We start from the raw sequence: 21,217 nt of genomic DNA on the forward strand, positions 1-21,217 counted from the left end.
AAAAGTGTCCGACCCCTGGTAGCCCAAGCTCGGCGTATAGTCATACGTCCCATCCGCATTAACCGTCACCGTGCCGTTCGCCGCACCCGTCTCAAGGGCGTACGTCAGACCGCCATCGCCACCAGACCCCGTCAGTGACCAGGTGGTAGATGTGTCGACATCCATTTGTATGGAGCTGGTAATCGCAGACAGTGATGTACCATCGGAAGCCAAGGCAATGTCTCGGTCAGCGAATTGAATTCTTTCAATACCATCAAGAACGTTGCTTCCGTAGTTGATGGCAGAGGAGTCGAGATCGTTAACCAGCCAAGTCCCGTCCGCCGAGTTGAACTGGACATCATAGTTGGTTCCATCTTCTCCATAGTTGACGGTGTCGTTCCCCGCGCCCCCAATTAGGCTGTCGTTGCCGGAACTGGCGATGAACAGATCGTCACCTGCGAGGCCGTCTATGGTGTCGTCTCCTGTTCGACCGGTCAACGTGTCATTGCCAGATGTTCCGACGATAGGGCCACTACCGTTATCAACAGCGATGGTTTGGTCTTCAAATTGGAAGAATTCGAAACCGGAAATTATGTCTGTACCCTGTGAACCAGCAAGGTCTGTTACCGTATAGACACTTTGAGCAAGATTAATATTAAAATCAGCAAAATTACCATCAAACAGGGCCGTGTCCACACCTAAGCCGCCCGCCAAGGTATCGTCTCCTCGCCCTCCCATCAGGGTGTTATCAGCGGCGTTCCCCGTAATCGTGTCAGCCCCATCACCTGCATATAGATTTTCGATTAGCGAACTCGAAGCGATATCGATGCTGTGTCCGAACAGCGTGTTCGAAATTCCTGAAGTCAGATCGAAGGTTAAATCTGTATTGATGGTCGCAAAGTTGAGGGTATCGATCCCGCCGCTGTCGGTAATCAGGCCACGGCCTGCCTCACCACCGTGGCGCGCCCATTCGCTGGTGTAGATGTACGTATCATTGGCGTTCAGTGCGTCGCCGAATAGCGATAGGTTCCAGTTGCGGAGGACGCCTTGATCGTTGTTGGCACTGTCGGTGACCGCCAAAGTCCAGGTGCCTTCGCCGGTCTCTCCCCAGTGCTGCACGCTGGTTAAAATTGCATCGATGTCATTCTGAGAGGTCCCCCAAGTTGATGAACCACTGACCCCTGGACGGTTAACAAGTAGGCTTGTGGTGCCATCGGGAGAGGTCAAGCGAACCGACAAATCGCCGATATAGGTGTGGTCCAGATGCAGTTCGACCTCGACGTGATCGATTTCCAGCCCGTTACTGTTACTGATTGAGACACTGCTGGACGTGGTAGAAAGGTCGTTGATCGCAAAGTTGGGGCTGGTCGAAGCGGAGGTTGAAATTAAGTTACTAAAGGTGCTCTGCTCGGTCCAGGTTTCGGCGAGGCGAACGGCAGCATAGGCGTCAACCAAGCCGAAGCCGTAGTCATCACTGACCAATAAACCACCGCCGTTCCAATTATTTGCACCGTTGGTCTGCCAACCCGAATTCGACGCCGTCGGGTTGCGCGACGAATAGGCGAGAATTTCCTGAACATCGCGGTAACCGAGATCGGGATTGGCCTCCAAGATCAATGCGGTTACAGCCGCAACGGCAGGCGAGGAGAACGATGTGCCGCTGATGGATGTATAGTCTCCGCCTGAATACCCGGCCGAACCAAGCCGGTCTGTGGTGTAGATGCCCACACCAGGGGCAGAAACTAAAACCGCTGCACCCGGCGTGCTGAACGACGCGATCGAGCCTGTGATGCTGATGGCACCGACGGCGATTGTATGTTGCGAATTGCCAAAGCTATGATAGTTGACGTTATCCCCTTCCTGACGGGAATTGCCCGAAGAGAACGTGATAATTGTGCCCAGTCCACCGCGCCCTGTCGCCACCGCGTTTTCGATTGCGTTGGCGGAGGCGGCAAAGGACGAGTAAAGGAAATTATCGGTGAAAAATCCGTTATAGCCCCAGCTGTTGTTGGCGACATCGACGGTCGCCATGTTCTGCATCTGGGTATCGGTTTGACCCGAGCCGCCGGAGCCAAAGCCTATACGGAATCCGGTGATATCGGCGCCCGGTGCAATCCCTACCGTGCTGCCACCGCCGATTGCCGCACCGATAACACCGGCGACCGTGGTGCCGTGGTTATCATCAGACGCAGACGCATATGAATCACTATCGCCGCTGCGGGCGTCATAATCTAAATCGAAGCGATAATTGGCGTTGAGGTCTGGGTGATTGTAATCAATCCCGGTATCGACGACGCCAACAACGACACCATTGCCTTGGTAGTCGTCCCAAACAGTCGTTACGTTGACATCAACGCCGGGATAAGAGGTATTGACCAGATGCCACTGCGATCCAAAGCCGGAATCACCAGGAATCACCTGCGGCGTAATGACGTAGGTGAACCCTTCAGACTCTTGATCCTGCTTAATGTCTACCACAAGCTTCCAATCACGGTATCGTCGCGCCTAACGTGTGCATGCCAATCGTTTAAAGGCGGTCACACTTAAGCTAACGATGTAGCTCCCCCCTTTCAAAACACCTATAGGGTCAAAACACCCATTTGATTAGGTTACCTATGAAAGGATTTAACGGCGTATTTATGGCAGAAATGGAAAAATTTAGGTATGACGCCGGTCACAGCTAAATTTTTTGAAGGTATATTGCGACGTCCACCTGGAAAATATAGCACAAAATGCCCTAATTCTCAGGATACTATCTAGAATTTTAAGCCCTAATATTGGGGAAACGTCGAATTTTGGCCTAAATCGCAGGAAATGGCGCCTAAAACGAACGCAATCGTCAAACAAAGGAACCAATGTCTTGCAGATGCACGAAGATCGCCCCGCTAAAGAAAATGAACCGATAGCTGTTCTTGACACCGGCTTACCCTGCTTGGTGTTGCCCGCGCATTTCCTGGAATATCCTTCGAGCCTTCAATAAATCGCGCACCAATTCGGCATCATAGTCATGACGGAGAACGCTGCCAAATTGGCGCTAAATACCGTTTCGTATGGATTGTCCGCCAAACCAATAATTGAACAATATTTAATATCTGGAGCTATCTTTTGGCTGGTCTAGGCCTCAAAATTAGACGAAGGTGAAGAACATAAATTTGGTGCCAATTGCCTATTCTCTTGCGGATGATGTGCCCAAAACCTTAGGGGAAAACTTTTACGTTGAATAGAATTTAGATGAGCTAATATACCCGGTCATGAAAAAAACAATCAGCATCATTACCCCCTGTTACAACGAAGAAGAATGCATTCGCGACTGCTATGAAGCAGTGCAAGAGATTCATCAAGAGCACTTAGCCAATTATGATCTCGAACATATTTTTTGCGACAACGCATCGACTGATGGCACGGTTGATATTCTGCGTGAGATGGCTACGGAGAACCCCCAGGTCAAACTAATTTTGAACGCCCGCAATTTCGGCCCCATGCGATCACACTTCAACGGTGTCAGAAGTGCTACCGGCGATCTGATCTTAATATTTTTGCCTGCGGATTTGCAGGACCCACCCGAACTTTTGCCCGAATTTGTAAAGTTATGGGAGCAAGGCTACGAAATTGTCTATGGCGTTCGGGCTGAACGGGAAGAAGGCGCGGGCATGATATTCGTGCGTAAGCTTTACTACCAGATTATGACCAAAATTTCCTACTTTGATATGCCCCCCGATGTGGGCGAGTTTCAGCTCGTCGATAAGAAGGTATTGGACGTTATCCGGGAATTCGATGACGCCTACCCGTTTACCCGGGCGATGACTTTTGAATGCGGCTTCAAGCAGGTGGCGGTTCCTTATACATGGAAGGAACGGCGTAAAGGAATATCAAAGAACCGTCTGCTCAGTCTCGTTGACCAAGGTCTAAATGGTCTCATTTCTTTTAGTACAGTGCCAATGCGACTCGCCTTAGCATCAGGAATTGTTATTTCAGCCCTTAGCATCCTATTCGCAATCGTAAACACGATTGCGTATTTTGCCATGGATCATGACATTCCACGCGGCAACATGCTGATAATCACCGGTCTGTTTTTCTTCGCCGGCGTTCAGTTATTTTTTATAGGATTTCTTGGGGAGTATGTTCTTGCGATCTACAATCAGGTTCGCAAGCGCCCCTTGGTCGTCGAACGTGAGCGCGTGAACTTTACAGATTAAGCAGCGGCCAAGGATTCGGGGTCTAGTCCATAGGCCGCAAGCCGTTGGCTCCAATAAGGGGAAGCAGCGACTTGATTGTGCAGTCGTTCCAGGGTGGCAGGGCTTGCTTGGCCGGCAGCATTTTTCTCCATCAACGCCAAGAAATAAAGCCCGAAGCCGTGCTCCGGCGAAACAATGTCGACCAAGTTGGTGAGCATTTTCCGTTGTTGTTCTAACTTTAGCGGACGCTTCTCATTGAACAGGCGATGAAAGTTCATCTTATAGTTCATGTAGAACCAAATATCGGTGATCTGCTCGCCATCAGGAATTTCATCTGCGGCCAGAGAATCAAACATCTCTCTGAACTCTTCTGGCGAAGTCTGTAGCTTATTTTGCTTTTCGTTGACCTTGCCATAACTGCCAAGCGCCATACGGACTTCGCTTTTATTGGTATTGCTGATGAGACCCTGCTCATTCATCGATTCATAAATGGGTGTATTCGGTAGGGGCTGAAGAATGGAAATTCGATACCAATCCAGGTCCATTTCAGCCGAGACCGACATGGTGTCGCGAATCATTGAAATATTCTCATTCGGGAAGCCGATGATGATGTACGCCGACGAGTATAGATCTGGAAATTTGCGAAGAACTTCTGCCGCTCGGAGGAAAGTTTCAGGCGTTCCTGGTTTCTTTACCTCTTTGAGAATTTGCCGGTTCCCGGATTCCATGCCGATGTGCAGTGCAATGCAGCCGCTTTCGACTGCCGCCGAAATCACCTCTTCCGTACAAGAGGAAGCGATAACACCATTTGATGCGTCCCACGTCAGCGTCAAGCCCCGCCGAACCATTTCATTATAAAGGCTGATGGCGCGTCTGTGGTCCTTAAAGGCGTCATCATCAAGCAGCATGACGTGGCCAATACCGTGGTCATTTTGAAGCCGCTCAAACTCATCGACCACAGAACTGATTGAGCGGTGACGCACACCAACGCCGTTGAAATTACGGACACTACAAAACGTACATTGGGCGCGGCAGCCGCGGTTGGTTAAAACTGTGGCCAGCCGTGTGTCCCGGTCTTTCAGGAAATAGAATGAGCCAATTGTGCCGTAGCGTGCAGATTCAGATACGTTCATCAAGTCTAGTGCAGGAATGACGTCCATTTCTTCTGCGCTCGGGACGACGGCCCCATCTGCATACAATTTTTCACCGCCATCATTGAATATGACTTGGGCTAGATTTTCCGCACCCAAATCTTTTCGAACGACGTTTACGAAGCGCCGAATTGCGAGGTCGCCTTCACGCATGAACGCGATATCAGCTGATGGAATATCACCCATCACGCGCTCAACGTCGTTGCTGACGTGGACGCCACCGATCGCAACGGGAATATCATGCCCCGCAGCCCGTTCGCATACTTGGCCGAACACATTGTGGGTCATTGTGAACATGCACGAAACACCGATCATGTCGGGTTTGAAGTCGGCGATGGCGCTATCTAGTTGGTGTTGCCAGACAGAATTAAAATCGAAATCGTCGGCAGATTCCGCTTCACAGGCCGCCCGTAGAACCAAGTTGTTCAGATTACAAATTCTAACGTCGATATTGGCTTGCCGCAGGTTTTCAGCAATGACCCCCAGACCATAAGGCGCAAAGTTGGTATTGCGACCCCGGTGCGCTGTTTCAAAGCGAAAAACTTCGCTGTCGGCGTCCGGCGGGTTGACCAAAAGCACGCGGTCGATCTTGCGGGTTGGAAAATGAACATCCAGAAATGCATCAAACCTTTCTGGACTGGTACCTTCGAGAATTCTATTGGCCTCAGCCATTTAATTTTCCTACCCACTCGAGCTTCAAAAAACCGCTTTGATGAGGATGATATGACCCAAATCATTCGACACCGAAGGTATTACTAACCTTCATTAACCTTTAAAACTACAAAAACTTAGCGCCGACTTTCAAAGACTCATCCACAATTCTATCAAGTTGGGCACACCTAATCCGAAATACTAGACCGCACAGTGAGATTTTTCCGATCAAAATCAACGAAGCGATTGGCATCGTTGAATTCTTCGTCGCTCAGATAGGGTGTCTGATCGTGGATCAGGTGGCCGATTTCCAGTTTGGGTTCAATCGGGGTATCTCGGTGTAGGGTCACATCGATAATATGCGCACCATCGGCGTATAGAATCTCGCGGGTTAGATCCTTTAAATCATCTATGCGGTGGTAACTTTGGCTGTAACCTTCCGCGATGCTGGCAAATTTTGGCAGGCCGTAACCACTTTCCGGGAGCGCACCTTCGTTGCGTTCGTCCATATAAATATCTTGGAACTGTTTCACAATTCCGTAGCCATAGTTATTGAGAATTATCACGGTAATGGGAAGATTGTACTGAGAGATCGTCTGCAGTTCCTGGATATTATTTTGAAACCCGCCGTCGCCGATGAAACAGAAAATACGTTCACCAGGCTGAGAAAATGCGGCCCCAATAGAGGCTGATAAAGCGTACGAGATCGGCGCGCAGCCACCATTGGAGAAGATCGTGTGCTTCTTACGTAAGAAAGACAGGAAGAACCAACAGGTGGTTGCGCCGCAATCAACCAAAACAGTCGCGTCTTCATTTACCAGGCGATTAACTTGGCGAATCGCTTCATAAGGCGAAATGGTGTCATGGTCCTTGGCGAATTGGCTGGTGTCTTTATCAAAATATTTTTCTTTTTGGATGCCAACGTAATCCTGCCATGCCTCTGAGATATCAGGGGCTTCAAGCGTTTCGATAACGGGGACCGCCTTGTCCATTGAAAGCTCAGTAACGCCATAGCCTTGTGGCGTGTATTTGTTCAGTTCCTCAACATCGACGTCGACGACATGAATTTTAGCCGCCGGGGCGAAAAGTTTAGGGTCCCCTGGCCGTTGGCGGGTGTCCAGACGACTGCCCAATACCAGCAAAGCATCGCAGTTCTGCAGAATATTATTGGCACCTCTGTTGCCATAGACGCCGATGGAGCCGCAGTAGCCTAGCAGGCGGTGGTCAAAATAACTACATCCGCTCCAACTGGAAACGAAGGGAACGCCAATTCGTTCTAACCAAGCAGCAATTCTTTCTTCTGCACCCGAAAGACCAACACCGGCACCAAACAGGACCAACGGACGTTCAGCGCCTTCAAATAAATCTGTGGTCGCTATTTTCAAGGCAGATAAAATTTCGGTGGAAGGTGCTTCATCCTGAGGCGGCTCGTAAAAAATCTCGTCGCCGACCTCTTCCTGCTGCACGTTCATCGGAACGTCGATTAGGACCGGTCCCATCCTTCCTGTAATAGCAATGTTATAAGCCTTCGTGAGTTCACGTTTTAGCTCGTCGCCATTACGAATTTGAACCGCATATTTGGTAATTGGCTTAATAAGCTCAACGATTTGGGTTTCCTGAAACCCGGTCTGGCGAACTTTGGAGCCCTTAAACACCTCACTGTCGCGGAGATTAACCTGTCCGGTGATGTGCATGACCGGGATGGAATCAAACCAGTTGCACGCAATTCCCGTTATTAGGTTCGTTGCCCCAGGGCCACTGGTCGCCATTGTCACGCCGACTTTGCCACATGAACGCCACACGGCATCGGCCGCCATTGCAGCACCTTGTTCATGCTGAAAGCATTTATAATCGAGAGTTGGGTGCTGACCAATTGCATCCACCATGAAGACACACGCACCGCCGGTCAGTAGAAAGACGTTCTCGATTTTGCGTTGCGCTAGAAATTCAGCAACATATTCCGCGCCGGTCATACATTTTCTCCTGAAAGGGGTCGATCCTTGGCATTAATAGATGAGACATACCAAACCCGAACGGGGTGTCTCAAGACGAAAGATTTTAAGATGTTGCCAGCAAATCGGATAATTCCCGAAGGACACCGTCAATAGATGTAAATTCCGGCGTATATCCCCAGTCTTCGGCGCTATGATCAAGCGAATAGTAATTCGACTTCGGGCCGGTCGAGACGAGGCCCGCATCGTCCTCTAAATCATAGTCGAAAGGAAAGTCAGCTTTAATCTGGTTGAGCAGGTCGAACTTTCCAACAGTTGCCTTCGAATATACATCCAAGGCGGCATTAACGGGTGTGTCGCTGTTTCGCCACGTCTTGATGCAGCAATTGATGAGATGGGCAAAATCCGGCGGTGTTACAAAGTCGCGGATAATATCTTGGCGGGATGTTTTGAGAACCGTTCCGTCCTGGATGGCGTGAATAGCATCGGTAATAAAAAACCGCGCTTCTAAATCAATGAAGCGGCTAAAGAATGAAAATACCCGAAGATCAATGATATTTAATTCGCTATGGCCCCGGTGCTTGGCTTCTGCATTTATTTTTGAGAGACCATAAAAATGACTGGGGTCAAGGGCGTTGATGGGTAATTTATTCACAGTGTCTTTTCGCGCGGGCTTGGTAAAATCGGTGCCATAGACAGCACCGCTCGAGAGAAACAGATAAAGCGCCTTCGGAAAATTATTTAGAACGGCCAGCACTGAGTTATCGACGGTCTCGGTAACGGTAAAAATCTCGGCCCCTAATTCCCGGACCCCTGCAGGCGTTCCTGCCCCGACCGCATTAATCACAACATCAAAGGGCAGTTTGCCAAACTCAGCGATGTCTATACCGCCCAGGATGGCATCAGGCCGCCGGGCGTATAACAATAGTTCAACATTTGGGTCCGCATTTAATTCTGTCGCCAAGGCTTTGCCGATGTGTCCCGTGGCCCCTAGGATTGCGATGGTGGTCATGTGTGACTCCGCTTACACATCGCTGCAAAAGCTGTGTATTTGGTCCAACATATAATCAATTTCTGGTGCGCCCAGCCCGGGATAAACTCCCAGCCAGAAGGACCTGGCGACAACGATATCGCTGTTTGTCAGGGTGCCGACAACCCGGTTCGGGCGGCCGATCATGTAGGGCTGACGCAGAAGGTTACTACCAAATAACAAACGGGTACCGATGCGCTGGTCGTTCAGGTGGCGAAGCAGATCATTGCGGTTAAAGGGCGCACCTTCACGAATTGTCAGCGGGAACCCGAACCAGGAGGGATCACTGTTGGGCGTTGCTTCGGGGAGAATAAAAAACTCTTCCAAATCCATTAGACCGGCTTTGATTGTTTTGAAATTACTTTTCCGGGCTTGGGTGAATTCTTCCAGATGGTCCAATTGTGCAACACCGACGGCGGCCTGCATGTCGGTAATTTTCAGGTTATAGCCCAGCCGGGAGTATATATATTTGTGATCATAGCCTTCCGGCAATTCTCCCAGCTTCCATTCAAACCGTTTGCCACAGGTATTGTCCTTGCCGGGGTCGCAAAAGCAGTCCCGGCCCCAGTCTCGGACCGACTCCATCACTTGGTTGATTTTCGGGCGGTTGGTGAAAACAGCACCCCCTTCACCCATGGTGATGTGATGGGCGGGGTAAAAACTGAGCGTGCCAATATCACCGAAGGTGCCGACCATTTGACCATCGTATTTGGATCCAAGGGCATCGCAGGAGTCTTCGATCACCCAAAGATTGTGCTTTTTGGCGACCTCCATCACGGCGGCCAAATTGAATGGATTGCCTAGGGTGTGGGCGATCATGATGGCTTTGGTTTTTTCCGTCACCGCTTCTTCCAGGCGGGTCGTATCAATGTTGTAGGTCGGAATGTCGACGTCCAGGAAGACGGGCGAAAGGCCGTACAGCAGGGCCGGGTTTAGGGTGGTCGGGAACCCTGTGGCACAGGTGATAATTTCATCGCCCGGTTTTAAAGCTCTATCGCCAAAATCCGCAGCTGTCAGGGAGGCCAAGGCGACCAGATTGGCGGATGATCCCGAATTGACCGTCAGCGCTTTCCGTGTACCTAAAAACCGCCGCAACTTCAGCTCAAATGCGTCGTTAAAACGCCCAGTTGTTAGCCAAAAATCCAAAGACGAATCCACCAACGACCGCATGTCGGCGGCCTCATAGACCCTACCGGATACCGGTACAGGGGACCGGTTAGGATCGAACGCCTGATCTGGGTGAGACGCCGCGTGATAGCGTTCAACCAGATTGAGAATTTCCTGGCGGAGTCGTTCGGGGTCGTCGTTTTCGGGGGGAGTCTCAGGGGACACTTTTACAATGGTCCTTTCGTTACAGAGGCTGCGCGCCGCTGAATTTTTCTATTTGATCAAGGGTGAACGCTTTCAATTCCTCTTGTGCCGCATAGGCCTGATACCAGTCAACGGTCATCGCCAATGCGTCATCCAATGCCAAGCGGGGGTGCCAGCCCAGTTTTTCGATGGCCTTGGTGCAATCGAGTTTTAAAAACGTCGCCTCATGGGGGAAATCCCCTTCGTCCAGGGTCCAACCAGCTTCGTTGCTCCATAGTGCTGATAGGGTGTCGGCAATGTGCTGGACCGGTTTCTCACTGTCGCTGCCGGGACCAAAGTTCCAGGCTTCGGCGAAAGGCGCGCCGTCCTCATGCAACCGTTGTGCGAGGATCAGATATCCAGCCACAGGCTCCAGTACATGCTGCCAGGGACGGATGGCGCCGGGATAGCGGATCACGGTTTTTTCGCCGGCAATAAATGAGTTGATCAAATCGGGAACCAAACGATCCTTGGCCCAGTCGCCACCGCCGATCACATTGCCGGCACGGGCGGACGCTACTCCCACACCATGATTATCCCAATCAGTCGGGTTAAAATAGCTTTGGCGATAGGCCGCCGTGACGATTTCCGCGGCGCCCTTGGAACTGCTGTAGGGATCATAGCCGCCCATGGCATCGGTTTCCGTATAGCCTGCCATGTGCTCGCGGTTTTCGTAGCATTTGTCGCTGGTGACGATGACCACGGCACGGACGCTGTCGGCCCTGCGGCAGGCTTCCAAAAGGTTTACCGTGCCCATAACGTTGGTCGCATAGGTATCGACCGGGTGTTCATAGGAATCTCGCACCAGGGCCTGCGCCGCCATATGCATGACTACATCGGGTTGGTGTGCCCCTAGTGCCTTAGACAGAGTGTCCAAATCCCGAACATCGGCGACCTGATGGGCCATGCCGTCCGCAACGTAGGCAAGATCGAATACAGCAGGGTCTGTTGGCGGCGCCAGGGCATAGCCCGCGACATCAGCGCCCATATGCTGCAACCAAAGCGCCATCCAGCTTCCCTTAAAGCCGGTGTGCCCGGTGAGGAACACACGCTTAGACCGCCAAAAATTAGGGTCAACCTGCGCCATGCGTCGAATTACTCCAAGGTCTTTAGCTGTGCCGGGTCGAAGTCCTGAAGCGTATCACCGGCGCGGACCTTTTGACAAAAATCCGGGTTGGTCAGAATGCGCCGGCCCCATGTCACCATATCCAACAGACCGTCGTTAAGTTCACTATTGGCTTGGTCTGGGGTTAGGGACGCGCCGCCGATTAAAAGCCCGTCCCACATCGGACGTACGGTTCGGATGACCCGCCCAGAGGTCGCAAAATAATCTGCATTGGCGCAACTGATGTCGAGCATCCTGAGGCCCAAAGATTGAAAGGCCGGGATCACATAATCAATCATCTCGTCCAAATCCGGCCAATCATAAAGCTCCCCCATGAACCGAGACGGGGAAATTCGCATCATGACTTTGTCAGCACCGACTTCGCCCAGTACCGTTTCCAAAAGTTCCAACGCGAACCGACATCGATTTTCGACCGATCCGCCATAGCGGTCGGTTCGGTCGTTGACCCGCGCATCAAAAAATTGATCGGTCAGGTAGCCATGCCCGCCGTGAACCTGAACACCGTCGAACCCAGCTTCCATGGCATTCCGCGCAGCCAGCCGAAACATTTCATAGATCGTCGGCATTTCGTCTGTTTCCAGCGCCCGCGGCACGCCGAAGGGTTTATCGTTTTGTCGGTTGTGGCCGGCGGCCTGTTCGTTGGTGGAACTGACGGGCGCATCACCACCGGTGAAATCGGAATGAGAAATTCGGCCGCAGTGCCAAAGCTGGCTGTAAATTTTACCGCCTTCCGCATGCACTGCCGCTGTCACTTGCTTCCAGCTTTCGGTCTGTGCGGCGGTCTGGATATGCGGAACGTTGTTATAGCCATCGCCAGAGGCATCGACGATGGTGCCTTCGGTGAGGATTAAGCCCACCCCATCAGCCGCGCGGCGGCCGTAATAAGCGGCAATGTCGGCGGTGGCACAATGATCAGCATCGGCAAATCCTCGGGTCATCGCAGACATAACAACGCGGCTTTGGACATCGCCTAGGGGGTCGAGTGTGTTGGGTTCAAGCAGCAAAATAGTATTCCTCTAAATATCTGAAAAAAGTGTGCGGAAATAGGGACGGTCTAAATAATCCTTCAGGGCGTCGCGCCACGGGCGTTGAAGGTCCAGGCCTTCTGTATCGAGGCGATTGTTTAGCATGATCGCCCGGTCAGGCCTACGGGCTTTTTCTTGCGTGTTGAAACGCTCGGCGGAAACTTGATTGATGGTGATGCGGTCGCTGAGCCCTAATTCTTCGACACAAGCTGCCGCCAATTTATAAAACGATGCTTCGCCGTGACACGCCATGGTGTAAAGGCCGCTTTTGTTGGCAGCCAGGAGCGCGACACAATTTCGTGCCAAATCCAAGGTATAGGTCGGCTGCCAAACTCGGTCACCAACGTCGAATGTTTTGGTCCCAGATTCGATCAGATGGTGCAGGTGATGAACGAACTTCCCGACAAAATTTTTGTCCTTTTCTTCACCACCAAAAAACCCTGCCATTCGCACAACAATAGCATCAGAACATTCGGCGCGAATAATTTCTTCAGCCTCCAACTTGCAATGGCCATAGACGGACTGCGGCGCAGGCGGTGTGTCCTCGGCAATCGGGTTGGTCTTGCCATCGAAAATTAAAAACGATTGGGGGTAAAGTACCTTGGCCCCGGTTTTTGCGGCCAAATCGGCGATGTTTCGAGTCCCTTCGACCTGCACGGCTCGACAAAGTTCAGGATTTTCCTCGCACCCTTCCGCATTCACGAAAGCTGCGCAGTGGATGATGATGTCAGGGTTTTCTGTTGCAAATCCTATGACATTCTCCCGCTCTGTAATGTCTAACTCTTCACGACCAAGCGCTAAAATCCTGCATTCCGGTGCATCGGATAAAGCTTCTTGGAAACCGCGTCCCAACATCCCGTTGGCACCTGTAATTAGGATTGTTTTGCCGTGAAAATTTTGCAGGTCGTTCATGGGGCTCTTTCGGCGGATGGGTCGTGGGCAAAACTTATAAATCAATCAGCGGTTCCCCGCCACCCGCTTTACTTACCAGCAACACCTGAGCAGCAACACTTGCATTTTAAGAAGCCTTCGCCATGATCGGCGTTATGGTCACATTCGAGGCGCAAAACTTTTCGCAAGATACTTGGTCGGATTTGGTTTCCGGGTTCGATGGTCTCAGCTTGTTGCAGACTTGGGAGCACGCTGAAGCCAAAGCCCAAACCGGTCCCTGGGGTGTGGAGCGGGGAATATTTAAGATCGATGGCAAAACCGTCGGCGCTGCCCAAGCCATGATCCGGACTCTACCGTTGATCGGTGGCGGCCTCGTTTGGATCAATCGGGGTCCTTTGTGGCATTCAGCAGACATTCCCTTTGCTGATCTCGTTGCTGCCTTAAAAGCAACCTATGTGGATCAGAGAGGCTTTTACCTGCGGATTGCACCGCCTCTGCCAGGGGACGACTCATTTATTCCGGCCGCCACCTTAACCGATGAACCAGGCTGGGCTTCTGCCATGCTTGACCTATCGCCGTCGGTGGAGGATTTACGCCAAGGACTCAAACAGAAATGGCGGAATGGTCTCAATAAGGCGGAAAGATCTGGGTTTGAGGTCGAAGAGGGGACGGACGATGCGTTGTTCACCGCGTTCTTGGACGCGCATACAGAATTTTCAGACGCCAAGGGGTTTGCGACAAGCGTGACGCCCGATTTTCTGCGGAGCTTGAATGATCTGTCGCTTGAGGTTGGAAAACTTTATACGTTGGTTGCGCGTTTAGACGGCAAGGTGGCAGGGTCCGCTTTGATAGCGCGATACGGCGACACAGGAGAGTATCTTGCGGGCAATACGACAGATGCGGGGCGGCGGTTGAACGCGGGGCAGTTGTTGTTATGGCGCGCCGTTGAGACGCTTAAGCACCAAGGTCACCGTCGTTTCGATTTGGGGGGCATGGACGAAGTCCTGACGCCAAAGGGCATCTATCGGTTTAAGGAGGGACTTGGCGGTATACCTTATCGCCTCGCCCCGGAACTCGAACTCGGTGGCGACAGTTTGCGGGGGCGGTTGGTGCGGTGGCGGGTGAATAAGGCCAGAGCAGGGTCATGAGGGCGGGATGAATAACAAATGCTGAGGTATAAACTGGCTGGACCGTGGCGAATGCTTATCGCGTTCAATCGCTTGTTGGCGGGCACGCGGCGTACCGGGTTTCAGGTGCTGCTGTTGCATGATGTTCCTGTGTCCCAGCGGCCGGCCTTGGAACGGCTGCTGGATTACATTGAGAAAACACACGGGTTTTTAACCCCTGACGCTGCGGCCCGATTGATTGACGGCGGCGCAGAAGAATCGAACCGCATTCCCTGTTTGTTGAGTTTCGATGATGGATTTGTTTCTAACTTAGATGTTGCGCGGGAAATTTTAGGACCGCGGCGTCTTAAGGCCCTTTTCTTTGTCTGTCCCGGTCTCATGGACCTACCGGTATCCGAACAGCGTGATGCCATTGCCAAAAATATTTTTCAGGGCCGGGTCAGCGCCGATGAACTTGATGACACGCAACGACTGATGACTTGGCAAGACCTAGAAGAACTTCAGCGGATGGGTCATACCATCGGCTCCCATGGCATGACCCACAAGCGGTTGTCTGATCTCACCGGTGATGCACTGAAGATGGAAATTCTGGGCGCAGGATTAGCGGTGGAGGAGAAGTTAGCCGAGCCTTGTCCGTGGTACGCCTATGCGTTCGGGGATATTGGCTCGGTCTCCATTGAAGCTTTCCGAATTATCATGGCCGCACACCGCTATTGCCGCACCGGCATCCGCGGGCTTAATTTTCCGGGAACGCCGGAAGGCGGTGTTCTGGCGCAGGAAATAGGTTTGGACACGCCCTTTACCTACCAAAAACTTGTTTTAGATGGTGGGCTGGATATCCGGTATGGACGGTCCTGTATCAAACTCTTCCAAATGCTCGGTCACGCCAGTTCGTCGACAGAGCAACACTCCATCAGTTGATCCGGTTCCGCCGATTGGTGCACGGGTAAAAAGACCATGGTCCGGCGGAGTTTGATCGCGTCTGCGTGGAGTTCCGGCTGTGCAATGACTTCCGGTGGCAAATCTGGCCAAGTTTCCACCGGACATCCTTTTTCAGACAGAAAATTAAACAGACCCGCGGCGCGCTCCTGATCACTGTAGATCAACGGAAAGCGATAGGGTGCGGCGCCTGCTTCGGCACTATTAAGCAACGGCCGGCCTTCCGGCGACGACTTAATTTGCGCCCGAAGTGCGTCGGTATGGGTTTTCCGAGCAGCCGCAATTTCAGCCATTCGCCCCCCTTGGGTTGCCAGCATGCGCCGGGCCGCAGCGCTTAATCGAGGTGTTGCCGGTATGGGAGCGAGGGGTGGGTCGTCCTTAAAGTTCGGCCGCCGTGTCCTTGCTCGCTTTTCCAGGAGGGGGGCGGGCACAATTTTTTGCAGAAATCTTTTGATCCGCCATTGCCAGGGGGAAGGCGCCGCGTCGGGGAGGGCATTGACCACGGCCTCCACGTCCTCTGCAACAGAACGATCACGGACAAGAAGCACGGCTCCGTCCGGCACAGGAAAGATTTTATAGGGGCTGTAAAAGGTGAAATCTCCGTGGCCGCCGATGCCATCAGCAGGTCCCAGGACGTGAGCCGCGTCTTCGATTAGGTACGCACCAACACCATCACAAAACGATCTTGCTTTGGTACCGTCTGCCGATTTGCCAAAGTAATGAACCAGGACGAACAGATCAGGCTTTTCTATCTCAGCCAGGGTTTGGCAGGCGTCCCATTTGGGTTCCAAATCAGGTCCAACAGGATAAAAAATCAGCCGAGCGCCCGTGTCTCTGAGCGGCAGGGTCGATTGGTTGCAAAAATAATCCGGCAGCCAAACAATTGGCTCCTTGCGCCCCGTGGCCCCTTCCCACCATATCGCTAAAACCTTTAGGGCCCAGGCCGCTCGGGAAAACCAGAACGCGCTTTCCGTGCCCCGTTTCCAAGGCCTGGCAAGGTCGTCGTCATTTGGCATCGGTCCGGTGAGGGAAGTCGCGAGTTCCCGCCAAGACGGCAATGGCACAGTTGTGATCATGGGCGTACAGGTCGGTCGTTGCAGGGTCGGGGCAGATACTGCACCATGCGCTTGAATCTGTCCACCGGAGTGCGCCAAGTGCCAATGATAGAAGAACGTTTTTTTAAGGGGCTTGATGCGTGCGCCCAGGCGGTTTCTGATGCGCTGGGCGACGATCTGGTCGCAGCGATTGCGGCCCGTGGACAGGCATCCTTGGCGGTCTCTGGGGGGCGGACACCAAGGGTTGTGTTCCCTCAGTTGGCGGCACGGGAGGTTGCTTGGGACAAGGTCTCTGTTACGTTGACGGACGAACGCTGGGTCCCGGCAGACCATGTGGATAGCAATGAAAAGCTGGCCCGAGAATATTTACTTCAGGATAAAGCAAAGAAAGCTCAATTCATCGGCTTGAAGACGCCGGAAGCGACACCTGAGGACGGCCAAAAAGCATGTGAAGAAAGATTGGCGCGCGTGCCCTTGCCGTTGGATGCGGTCTACCTGGGCATGGGCGAAGACGGCCATATGGCGTCATTGTTTCCAGGATCCGCAGCACTTACCGAATCCTCAGGTGCGTGTGCAGCAACTGTGGCGCCCGATGGGGTTCTTAGGATGAGCCTATCTCCTCAAACTCTGTTAAACGCTCGGCATTTGATATTGATGTTATCAGGTGAGAAAAAGCGGGCGGTCTATGAAAGGGCGAAAAAGCCAGGGCCGGTGGTCGATCTGCCACTTCGATTGATTCTACATCAGGACCAAGTGCCGATTGCGATTTTTATCGCTTAGTTTGAAATCTGATCAAACCGCCATTTAACCGTTGCTTCGCTATCTTCCATGACACCTGAGACAACGATTTGGTTGCCGTGCCGGGGCTCACCCGGTTTGCCCAGATAAATGCTCTCTTCCAACGATATGCTGCCGCCAGCAGCGCGAAACCGCCACCCTGCACCCTTTCCCTTGGCCAGACGCAGCAAGACCCCTGTGCCATCCTGGACCAGGGAAGCTTGAACGAGCGGATGCAAATGAAAGCGGGCCGCGAAATACTTGCCGCCATCACCGAGCAAATTGTCTTCGCCTCTAAAATCAACGCCAGCGGAATCCAGATAAAGTTTGCGCCGGTGGATCAATCCAAAAATAGATTTATAGCCTTCGTGACTGGCTTCCAGCCAAATATTACCGTCGGCTTCGCGTCTCTGCACAGCGGTTTCCCGGGCCTGTTGCAAGGGGATCGGGCCCGTTGGCAGAACCAACGAGTTGGTGTCATTGACGCAAACTGTGGAATGCGCTGCCGTGGTTCGAGACGCCAGTGTCCAGGCTTCGTCGTGGCTGGCGTGGTTGCCGCAATTTACCACCAGCTTTTCCTTACCGATGCACATCTCGAAGCTAAGCGCGCCCGCATGAACGTTGTGGGCGGCGTCTTGCGGGGGGGCGCCACCGGTGTCCATCAAGATCAGGGTGCGTCCCGCGGTCAGGCGCTGGAAACCAGTGTGGGGTGCACTGGAGAGGGCTTTGCCTTTAACCGCAATCTTCCCCAGCACAGCATCCACGGCGCGGCCATCTTCTTCTGTTCCGCCGTTAAACAAGGCCAGACTGCCATCGCCCAAACGGTAGCCTCTGAGCATTGGCCCCATGCGGTCGAGGGCAGTTTGCAAAGCGACGGGAATTTCCACTTGGACAGCCTGTAACGCCTCGCGAATTTCGATGAGGCGGCGCAATACCCTAAGTTGGATTGACGGGCTGCGTTGGAAATGGCCGCCGTCCGGCATAATTTGACGGGCAATTTCTTGTTCCAACAAAGAAAGTCCCGATTCCAAGCCATCGCGGTTTCCAGGCAGGCAAATACCGCAAAGAATCTGCCCTTTAATGACGTCGAACAGGCTTGAATCGCGCAGACCCCACGTCGCCACCCGGTTCAAATGTCGGGACTGAATGGCGATAGAGGCGAGAAGTGCTTGGGCAAACTTCGGATCAGCAGATGCAGTGAGAAATTCGAAGCTCATCAACAAGTTGGCCAGCCGTTCGCCCAGGAGGTCAGGACGCCAGGGAAGGTCCTGCCACGTACCATGGGATTCCGACCAATCTGTCACCAGGTGCCGGGCTTTTTCCTTCGCAGGGTCACTGCCCAGCGCCCGCAGGTCCCGAAGCCAGGAAAACCCGTGCAGATAGGCTTGTTGAAACTCGTCTTGCTCTGTCGCTGGCCAAATTGGATCGCTCAATGTCAGCTGAAGATACTCAAATTGAAAAATATTATGCAGCAGGTTGGAGCCTTTACTCGCGTCACCGGGCCAAAGATCAGGCGGCGTATTTAAAATATTTTTGGGAGTCCGACCCCAAGTCAGGGTGCGCTGGTAAAGCTTGCTCGGGAACCATGTTGCAAGCAGTCGATGGGTTAACTTCTTGGGCGACAGCGTGCTCATAAGAAATTCTGGCGACGGACGTTTTTTGGCTTTAATCATGATGCAATGTCCGACACTGAAAGTTTCGCCAGCGATATCATAGGATCAACGTGGTCTAAGGCGAATCGGTTGGTCCTAATTATTACCATTTCTCGGGCCTCGGGGCGGCATGTTTTTTTAACCGCAAGTTAGAGTCGTTTCCAGCGGGCCGCGAAAAATCCATCCATTCCGCCAAATTCAGGCCAATGGCAGGGCAGGGTGCGCAAGGTTCCTTCCCGCGTCAGAAAGGGTGCTAAATCCGGCCGTTCTTCGGGTGTGATAGGTTGGGGAGTCAGAAGGCCGGACTGATTAAGCTCAACATAAATCTCAACCCCCTCTTCGGGCTGCAAAGAACAGGTGCAATAGACCAATAAACCGCCCGGCTTCACCATATTGATGGCGGCGGCAGAGAGTCGGGATTGTAAGTTGGTTAACTTGGTAACGTCCTCAGTTGATTTTAACCACCCGACATCTGGGTGACGCCGAAGGGTGCCGGTGGAAGAGCACGGCGCATCCAACAGCACCGCGTCCGCAAGTTCTTTCGGCTGCCACGATTCGGCGTCTGCTGTAACTGTTTCAACGTCAAGGTTAAGCCGGGCAAGGTTGGCCCGAAGCCGTTTATTTCGGTTTTCAGAACGATCGACGGCAACGACGTTGGCCCCCAAAGCGGCCAATTGCGCTGATTTTCCACCAGGGGCAGCGCAGAGATCAATCACGGTCTTGCCCTTAACGTCCCCCAACAAGGTCACCGGTAAGGCGGCGGCTGCATCTTGAACCCACCACGTCCCCTCCTCAAATCCAGGCAACTCTGTCACCCGGCCACCCGTGGCGCGGCGGAGCGACCCAGTTGGAAGAGCTTTTGCTTCTAATTGTTTGGCCCAGATTTCTGGGTCTTGGGCGACTGTAATATCCAGTGGTGGCTCGCTGGCGTGGGCTTCGGCGATTTGGCGGCAGAGGTCTTCGCCATAGGCTGTGGTCCAGCTGTCCCAAAGCCAGGGCGGTGTGTTCAGGCGCGCTTCGTCTTGAGTCGAGATCAGTTTTTGGCCTTCACGCGTAAGCCGACGGAGTACGGCGTTGACCATTTTTTTATGGGCGGTAAAGCCAAGTTCTGCCGTCATATCAACAGATTCGTTGACCGCCGCATGAATTGCAGTATTCAGAAACAGCACCTGCGCAATACCCAAACGTAGAATATTTTGGAGGCCGCGGGCTTTCCTTGGGATTTTCCGTTCCAAGCAATGGCTGATCAGCGCATCAATCTGACCGCGACGGCGCAGAACGACCATAACCAGAGAGCGCGCAAACGCCCGGTCACGGACCGACAGCGCGTTCAGGCGGTCTTGGTTCTCAAGCACTTCATCAAGCGGGCGTTTTTGCCCAATAACGGCATCAAGCACCTGATAGGCGGCATGTCTGGGCATTGACGGTCCAAAAAAAGGTTGATCTGTGAATCCTTTAGTAGGCATGTAAGCGGGTCGCTTCAACCCCTCCCGGTAATTGCGGGGGCACCTAAATGGGAAAGTTCGATGGAACCGAATAAAAAATCCAAAGAAAATAGGGCGTCCGAGGCAAGCGAGGGCGTTCAGGAAACTGCACCCGGCGACCCTTCTAAAAAACCTGCAGAGGCCCAAGAGTCTAAGGTTGAGGAATCCGGCGGACCCACAGGGCCGGACCCAACCCGGTATGGGGATTGGGAACGTAAGGGTCGCTGCGTAGATTTTTAAATTAGTTTTGGCCTACGGCACGAACAGGGCTTTGCTGCTTGCATTTTAATACACTTAATAGTTTTTTATTATAAATATTAAGCAAGTTTAAATCGTAAATAGATTGCATTTGTTCCTATTTTGTTCTAGCTTAAGAGCATTATTGACCCTCGATTCGAGTCCTGTGCCATGATGATGATAATTCGGAAAATATATTTCATACTTTTATTCGGGTTCGCTGTGCCCTTCGGTGTGGAAGCCAAGGAATTTTTGCCGGGACCTGTCCGGGCTGAAGTGGTTCGGGTGGTTGATGGAGATTCGCTTGTGCTGCGGGCAAGAATTTGGTTGGGCCAGCGCGTTGAAACTCAAGTCCGAATTAATGGTGTGGATACGCCGGAGCTACGAGGCAAGTGTGATCACGAACGGCGACTGGCAAAAGCGGCACGCACATTTGTTTTGGAACACCTAGCAAATGGCGGTGTCCACCTTCACGATATCCACTACGGAAAATACGCGGGTCGGGTGGTTGCGCGAGTTGTTTTGGCGGACGGACGAGATTTGGCGAAGGCGTTGATAAAAGCTGGATTGGGCAGGGCCTACACCGGCGGACGGCGCAGGCCCTGGTGCCCATAGG

At 52.6% G+C, this 21,217-nt stretch carries 17 protein-coding genes; 6 read left to right on the forward strand and 11 right to left on the reverse strand.

What is annotated here, in order from left to right:
• Positions 1-2,457 (reverse strand): S8 family serine peptidase (locus tag HOM51_19550; GenBank protein MBT5036713.1); only part of this gene is annotated, 2,457 nt, incomplete at its 3' end.
• A 773-nt stretch (positions 2,458-3,230) separates the two neighbouring features.
• Between HOM51_19550 and HOM51_19555 the strand changes: the two genes are divergently transcribed.
• The gene (locus tag HOM51_19555) at positions 3,231-4,175 is read left to right on the forward strand and encodes a glycosyltransferase family 2 protein (protein MBT5036714.1); all 945 of its coding nucleotides are present in this window, start codon (positions 3,231-3,233) and stop codon (positions 4,173-4,175) included.
• Here HOM51_19555 and HOM51_19560 read toward each other — a convergent pair.
• From HOM51_19560 to HOM51_19590, 7 genes are all read right to left on the reverse strand, one after another.
• Complete coding sequence (locus tag HOM51_19560; GenBank protein ID MBT5036715.1) at positions 4,172-5,977, reverse strand: B12-binding domain-containing radical SAM protein; 1,806 nt, start codon at positions 5,975-5,977, stop codon at positions 4,172-4,174. The two genes, HOM51_19555 and HOM51_19560, sit on opposite strands and share 4 nt — an antisense overlap.
• 167 nt (positions 5,978-6,144) lie before the next feature.
• Entirely contained in the window at positions 6,145-7,929 is a 1,785-nt protein-coding gene (locus HOM51_19565) for a thiamine pyrophosphate-binding protein (protein ID MBT5036716.1), read from the reverse strand.
• 85 nt (positions 7,930-8,014) lie between these two features.
• Positions 8,015-8,920: an NAD(P)-dependent oxidoreductase gene (locus HOM51_19570; GenBank protein ID MBT5036717.1), complete on the reverse strand. Its 906-nt coding sequence runs from the start codon at positions 8,918-8,920 to the stop codon at positions 8,015-8,017.
• A 12-nt stretch (positions 8,921-8,932) separates the two neighbouring features.
• Positions 8,933-10,270 (reverse strand): lipopolysaccharide biosynthesis protein RfbH, encoded by a 1,338-nt coding sequence (gene rfbH / locus HOM51_19575; GenBank protein MBT5036718.1) that lies wholly within the window; start codon positions 10,268-10,270, stop codon positions 8,933-8,935.
• Between the two features lie 19 nt (positions 10,271-10,289).
• Positions 10,290-11,375 carry a CDP-glucose 4,6-dehydratase gene (gene rfbG, locus HOM51_19580; protein ID MBT5036719.1) on the reverse strand — a complete coding sequence of 362 codons (1,086 nt, stop codon included), beginning with the start codon at positions 11,373-11,375 and terminating at the stop codon, positions 10,290-10,292.
• Between the two features lie 8 nt (positions 11,376-11,383).
• Positions 11,384-12,418, reverse strand: coding sequence for an alkene reductase (locus tag HOM51_19585; GenBank protein MBT5036720.1), 1,035 nt, complete (start codon positions 12,416-12,418; stop codon positions 11,384-11,386).
• A gap of 12 nt (positions 12,419-12,430) precedes the next feature.
• Positions 12,431-13,351 (reverse strand): NAD(P)-dependent oxidoreductase, encoded by a 921-nt coding sequence (locus HOM51_19590; protein MBT5036721.1) that lies wholly within the window; start codon positions 13,349-13,351, stop codon positions 12,431-12,433.
• 122 nt (positions 13,352-13,473) lie between these two features.
• Between HOM51_19590 and HOM51_19595 the strand changes: the two genes are divergently transcribed.
• Together HOM51_19595 and HOM51_19600 are read left to right on the forward strand one after the other, a co-directional pair.
• Positions 13,474-14,478: a GNAT family N-acetyltransferase gene (locus HOM51_19595; GenBank protein ID MBT5036722.1), complete on the forward strand. Its 1,005-nt coding sequence runs from the start codon at positions 13,474-13,476 to the stop codon at positions 14,476-14,478.
• Positions 14,479-14,496: 18 nt separating this feature from the next.
• Positions 14,497-15,378, forward strand: coding sequence for a polysaccharide deacetylase family protein (locus tag HOM51_19600; GenBank protein ID MBT5036723.1), 882 nt, complete (start codon positions 14,497-14,499; stop codon positions 15,376-15,378).
• Here HOM51_19600 and HOM51_19605 read toward each other — a convergent pair.
• A complete protein-coding gene (locus HOM51_19605) occupies positions 15,339-16,472 on the reverse strand; it encodes a hypothetical protein (protein MBT5036724.1) in 1,134 nt (377 codons plus the stop codon). The two genes, HOM51_19600 and HOM51_19605, sit on opposite strands and share 40 nt — an antisense overlap.
• 84 nt (positions 16,473-16,556) lie before the next feature.
• Between HOM51_19605 and pgl the strand changes: the two genes are divergently transcribed.
• On the forward strand, positions 16,557-17,231 hold the full coding sequence (pgl, locus tag HOM51_19610; protein MBT5036725.1) for a 6-phosphogluconolactonase: 675 nt from the start codon (positions 16,557-16,559) through the stop codon (positions 17,229-17,231).
• On the opposite strand, the gene HOM51_19615 is transcribed toward pgl, so the two are convergent.
• Together HOM51_19615 and HOM51_19620 are read right to left on the reverse strand one after the other, a co-directional pair.
• Positions 17,228-18,901, reverse strand: a complete 1,674-nt coding sequence (locus HOM51_19615) for a hypothetical protein (GenBank protein MBT5036726.1) — start codon at positions 18,899-18,901, stop codon at positions 17,228-17,230. The genes pgl and HOM51_19615 overlap by 4 nt on opposite strands.
• Before the next feature lie 128 nt (positions 18,902-19,029).
• Positions 19,030-20,346, reverse strand: coding sequence for an MFS transporter (locus HOM51_19620; GenBank protein MBT5036727.1), 1,317 nt, complete (start codon positions 20,344-20,346; stop codon positions 19,030-19,032).
• Between the two features lie 60 nt (positions 20,347-20,406).
• On the opposite strand from HOM51_19620, the gene HOM51_19625 reads away from it, so the two are divergent.
• Complete coding sequence (locus HOM51_19625; GenBank protein ID MBT5036728.1) at positions 20,407-20,604, forward strand: DUF1674 domain-containing protein; 198 nt, start codon at positions 20,407-20,409, stop codon at positions 20,602-20,604.
• 174 nt (positions 20,605-20,778) lie between these two features.
• Entirely contained in the window at positions 20,779-21,216 is a 438-nt protein-coding gene (locus HOM51_19630; protein ID MBT5036729.1) for a nuclease, read from the forward strand.
• Position 21,217: the final 1 nt, after the last annotated feature.

Source organism: Rhodospirillaceae bacterium, from assembly GCA_018660465.1.
In the GTDB taxonomy this organism is placed as follows: Bacteria; Pseudomonadota; Alphaproteobacteria; order Rhodospirillales; family JABJKH01; genus JABJKH01.

Bases quoted from the DNA above. Each gene is read 5' to 3' on its own strand.
- HOM51_19555 (MBT5036714.1), top strand. From the start codon at position 3,231: ATGAAAAAAACAATCAGCATCATTACCCCCTGTTACAACGAAGAAGAA.
- HOM51_19560 (MBT5036715.1), bottom strand. From the start codon at position 5,977: ATGGCTGAGGCCAATAGAATTCTCGAAGGTACCAGTCCAGAAAGGTTT.
- HOM51_19565 (MBT5036716.1), bottom strand. From the start codon at position 7,929: ATGACCGGCGCGGAATATGTTGCTGAATTTCTAGCGCAACGCAAAATC.
- HOM51_19570 (MBT5036717.1), bottom strand. From the start codon at position 8,920: ATGACCACCATCGCAATCCTAGGGGCCACGGGACACATCGGCAAAGCC.
- rfbG (MBT5036719.1), bottom strand. From the start codon at position 11,375: ATGGCGCAGGTTGACCCTAATTTTTGGCGGTCTAAGCGTGTGTTCCTC.
- HOM51_19590 (MBT5036721.1), bottom strand. From the start codon at position 13,351: ATGAACGACCTGCAAAATTTTCACGGCAAAACAATCCTAATTACAGGT.
- HOM51_19595 (MBT5036722.1), top strand. From the start codon at position 13,474: ATGATCGGCGTTATGGTCACATTCGAGGCGCAAAACTTTTCGCAAGAT.
- HOM51_19600 (MBT5036723.1), top strand. From the start codon at position 14,497: ATGCTGAGGTATAAACTGGCTGGACCGTGGCGAATGCTTATCGCGTTC.
- HOM51_19605 (MBT5036724.1), bottom strand. From the start codon at position 16,472: ATGATCACAACTGTGCCATTGCCGTCTTGGCGGGAACTCGCGACTTCC.
- pgl (MBT5036725.1), top strand. From the start codon at position 16,557: ATGATAGAAGAACGTTTTTTTAAGGGGCTTGATGCGTGCGCCCAGGCG.
- HOM51_19615 (MBT5036726.1), bottom strand. From the start codon at position 18,901: ATGATTAAAGCCAAAAAACGTCCGTCGCCAGAATTTCTTATGAGCACG.
- HOM51_19620 (MBT5036727.1), bottom strand. From the start codon at position 20,346: ATGCCTACTAAAGGATTCACAGATCAACCTTTTTTTGGACCGTCAATG.
- HOM51_19625 (MBT5036728.1), top strand. From the start codon at position 20,407: ATGGAACCGAATAAAAAATCCAAAGAAAATAGGGCGTCCGAGGCAAGC.
- HOM51_19630 (MBT5036729.1), top strand. From the start codon at position 20,779: ATGATAATTCGGAAAATATATTTCATACTTTTATTCGGGTTCGCTGTG.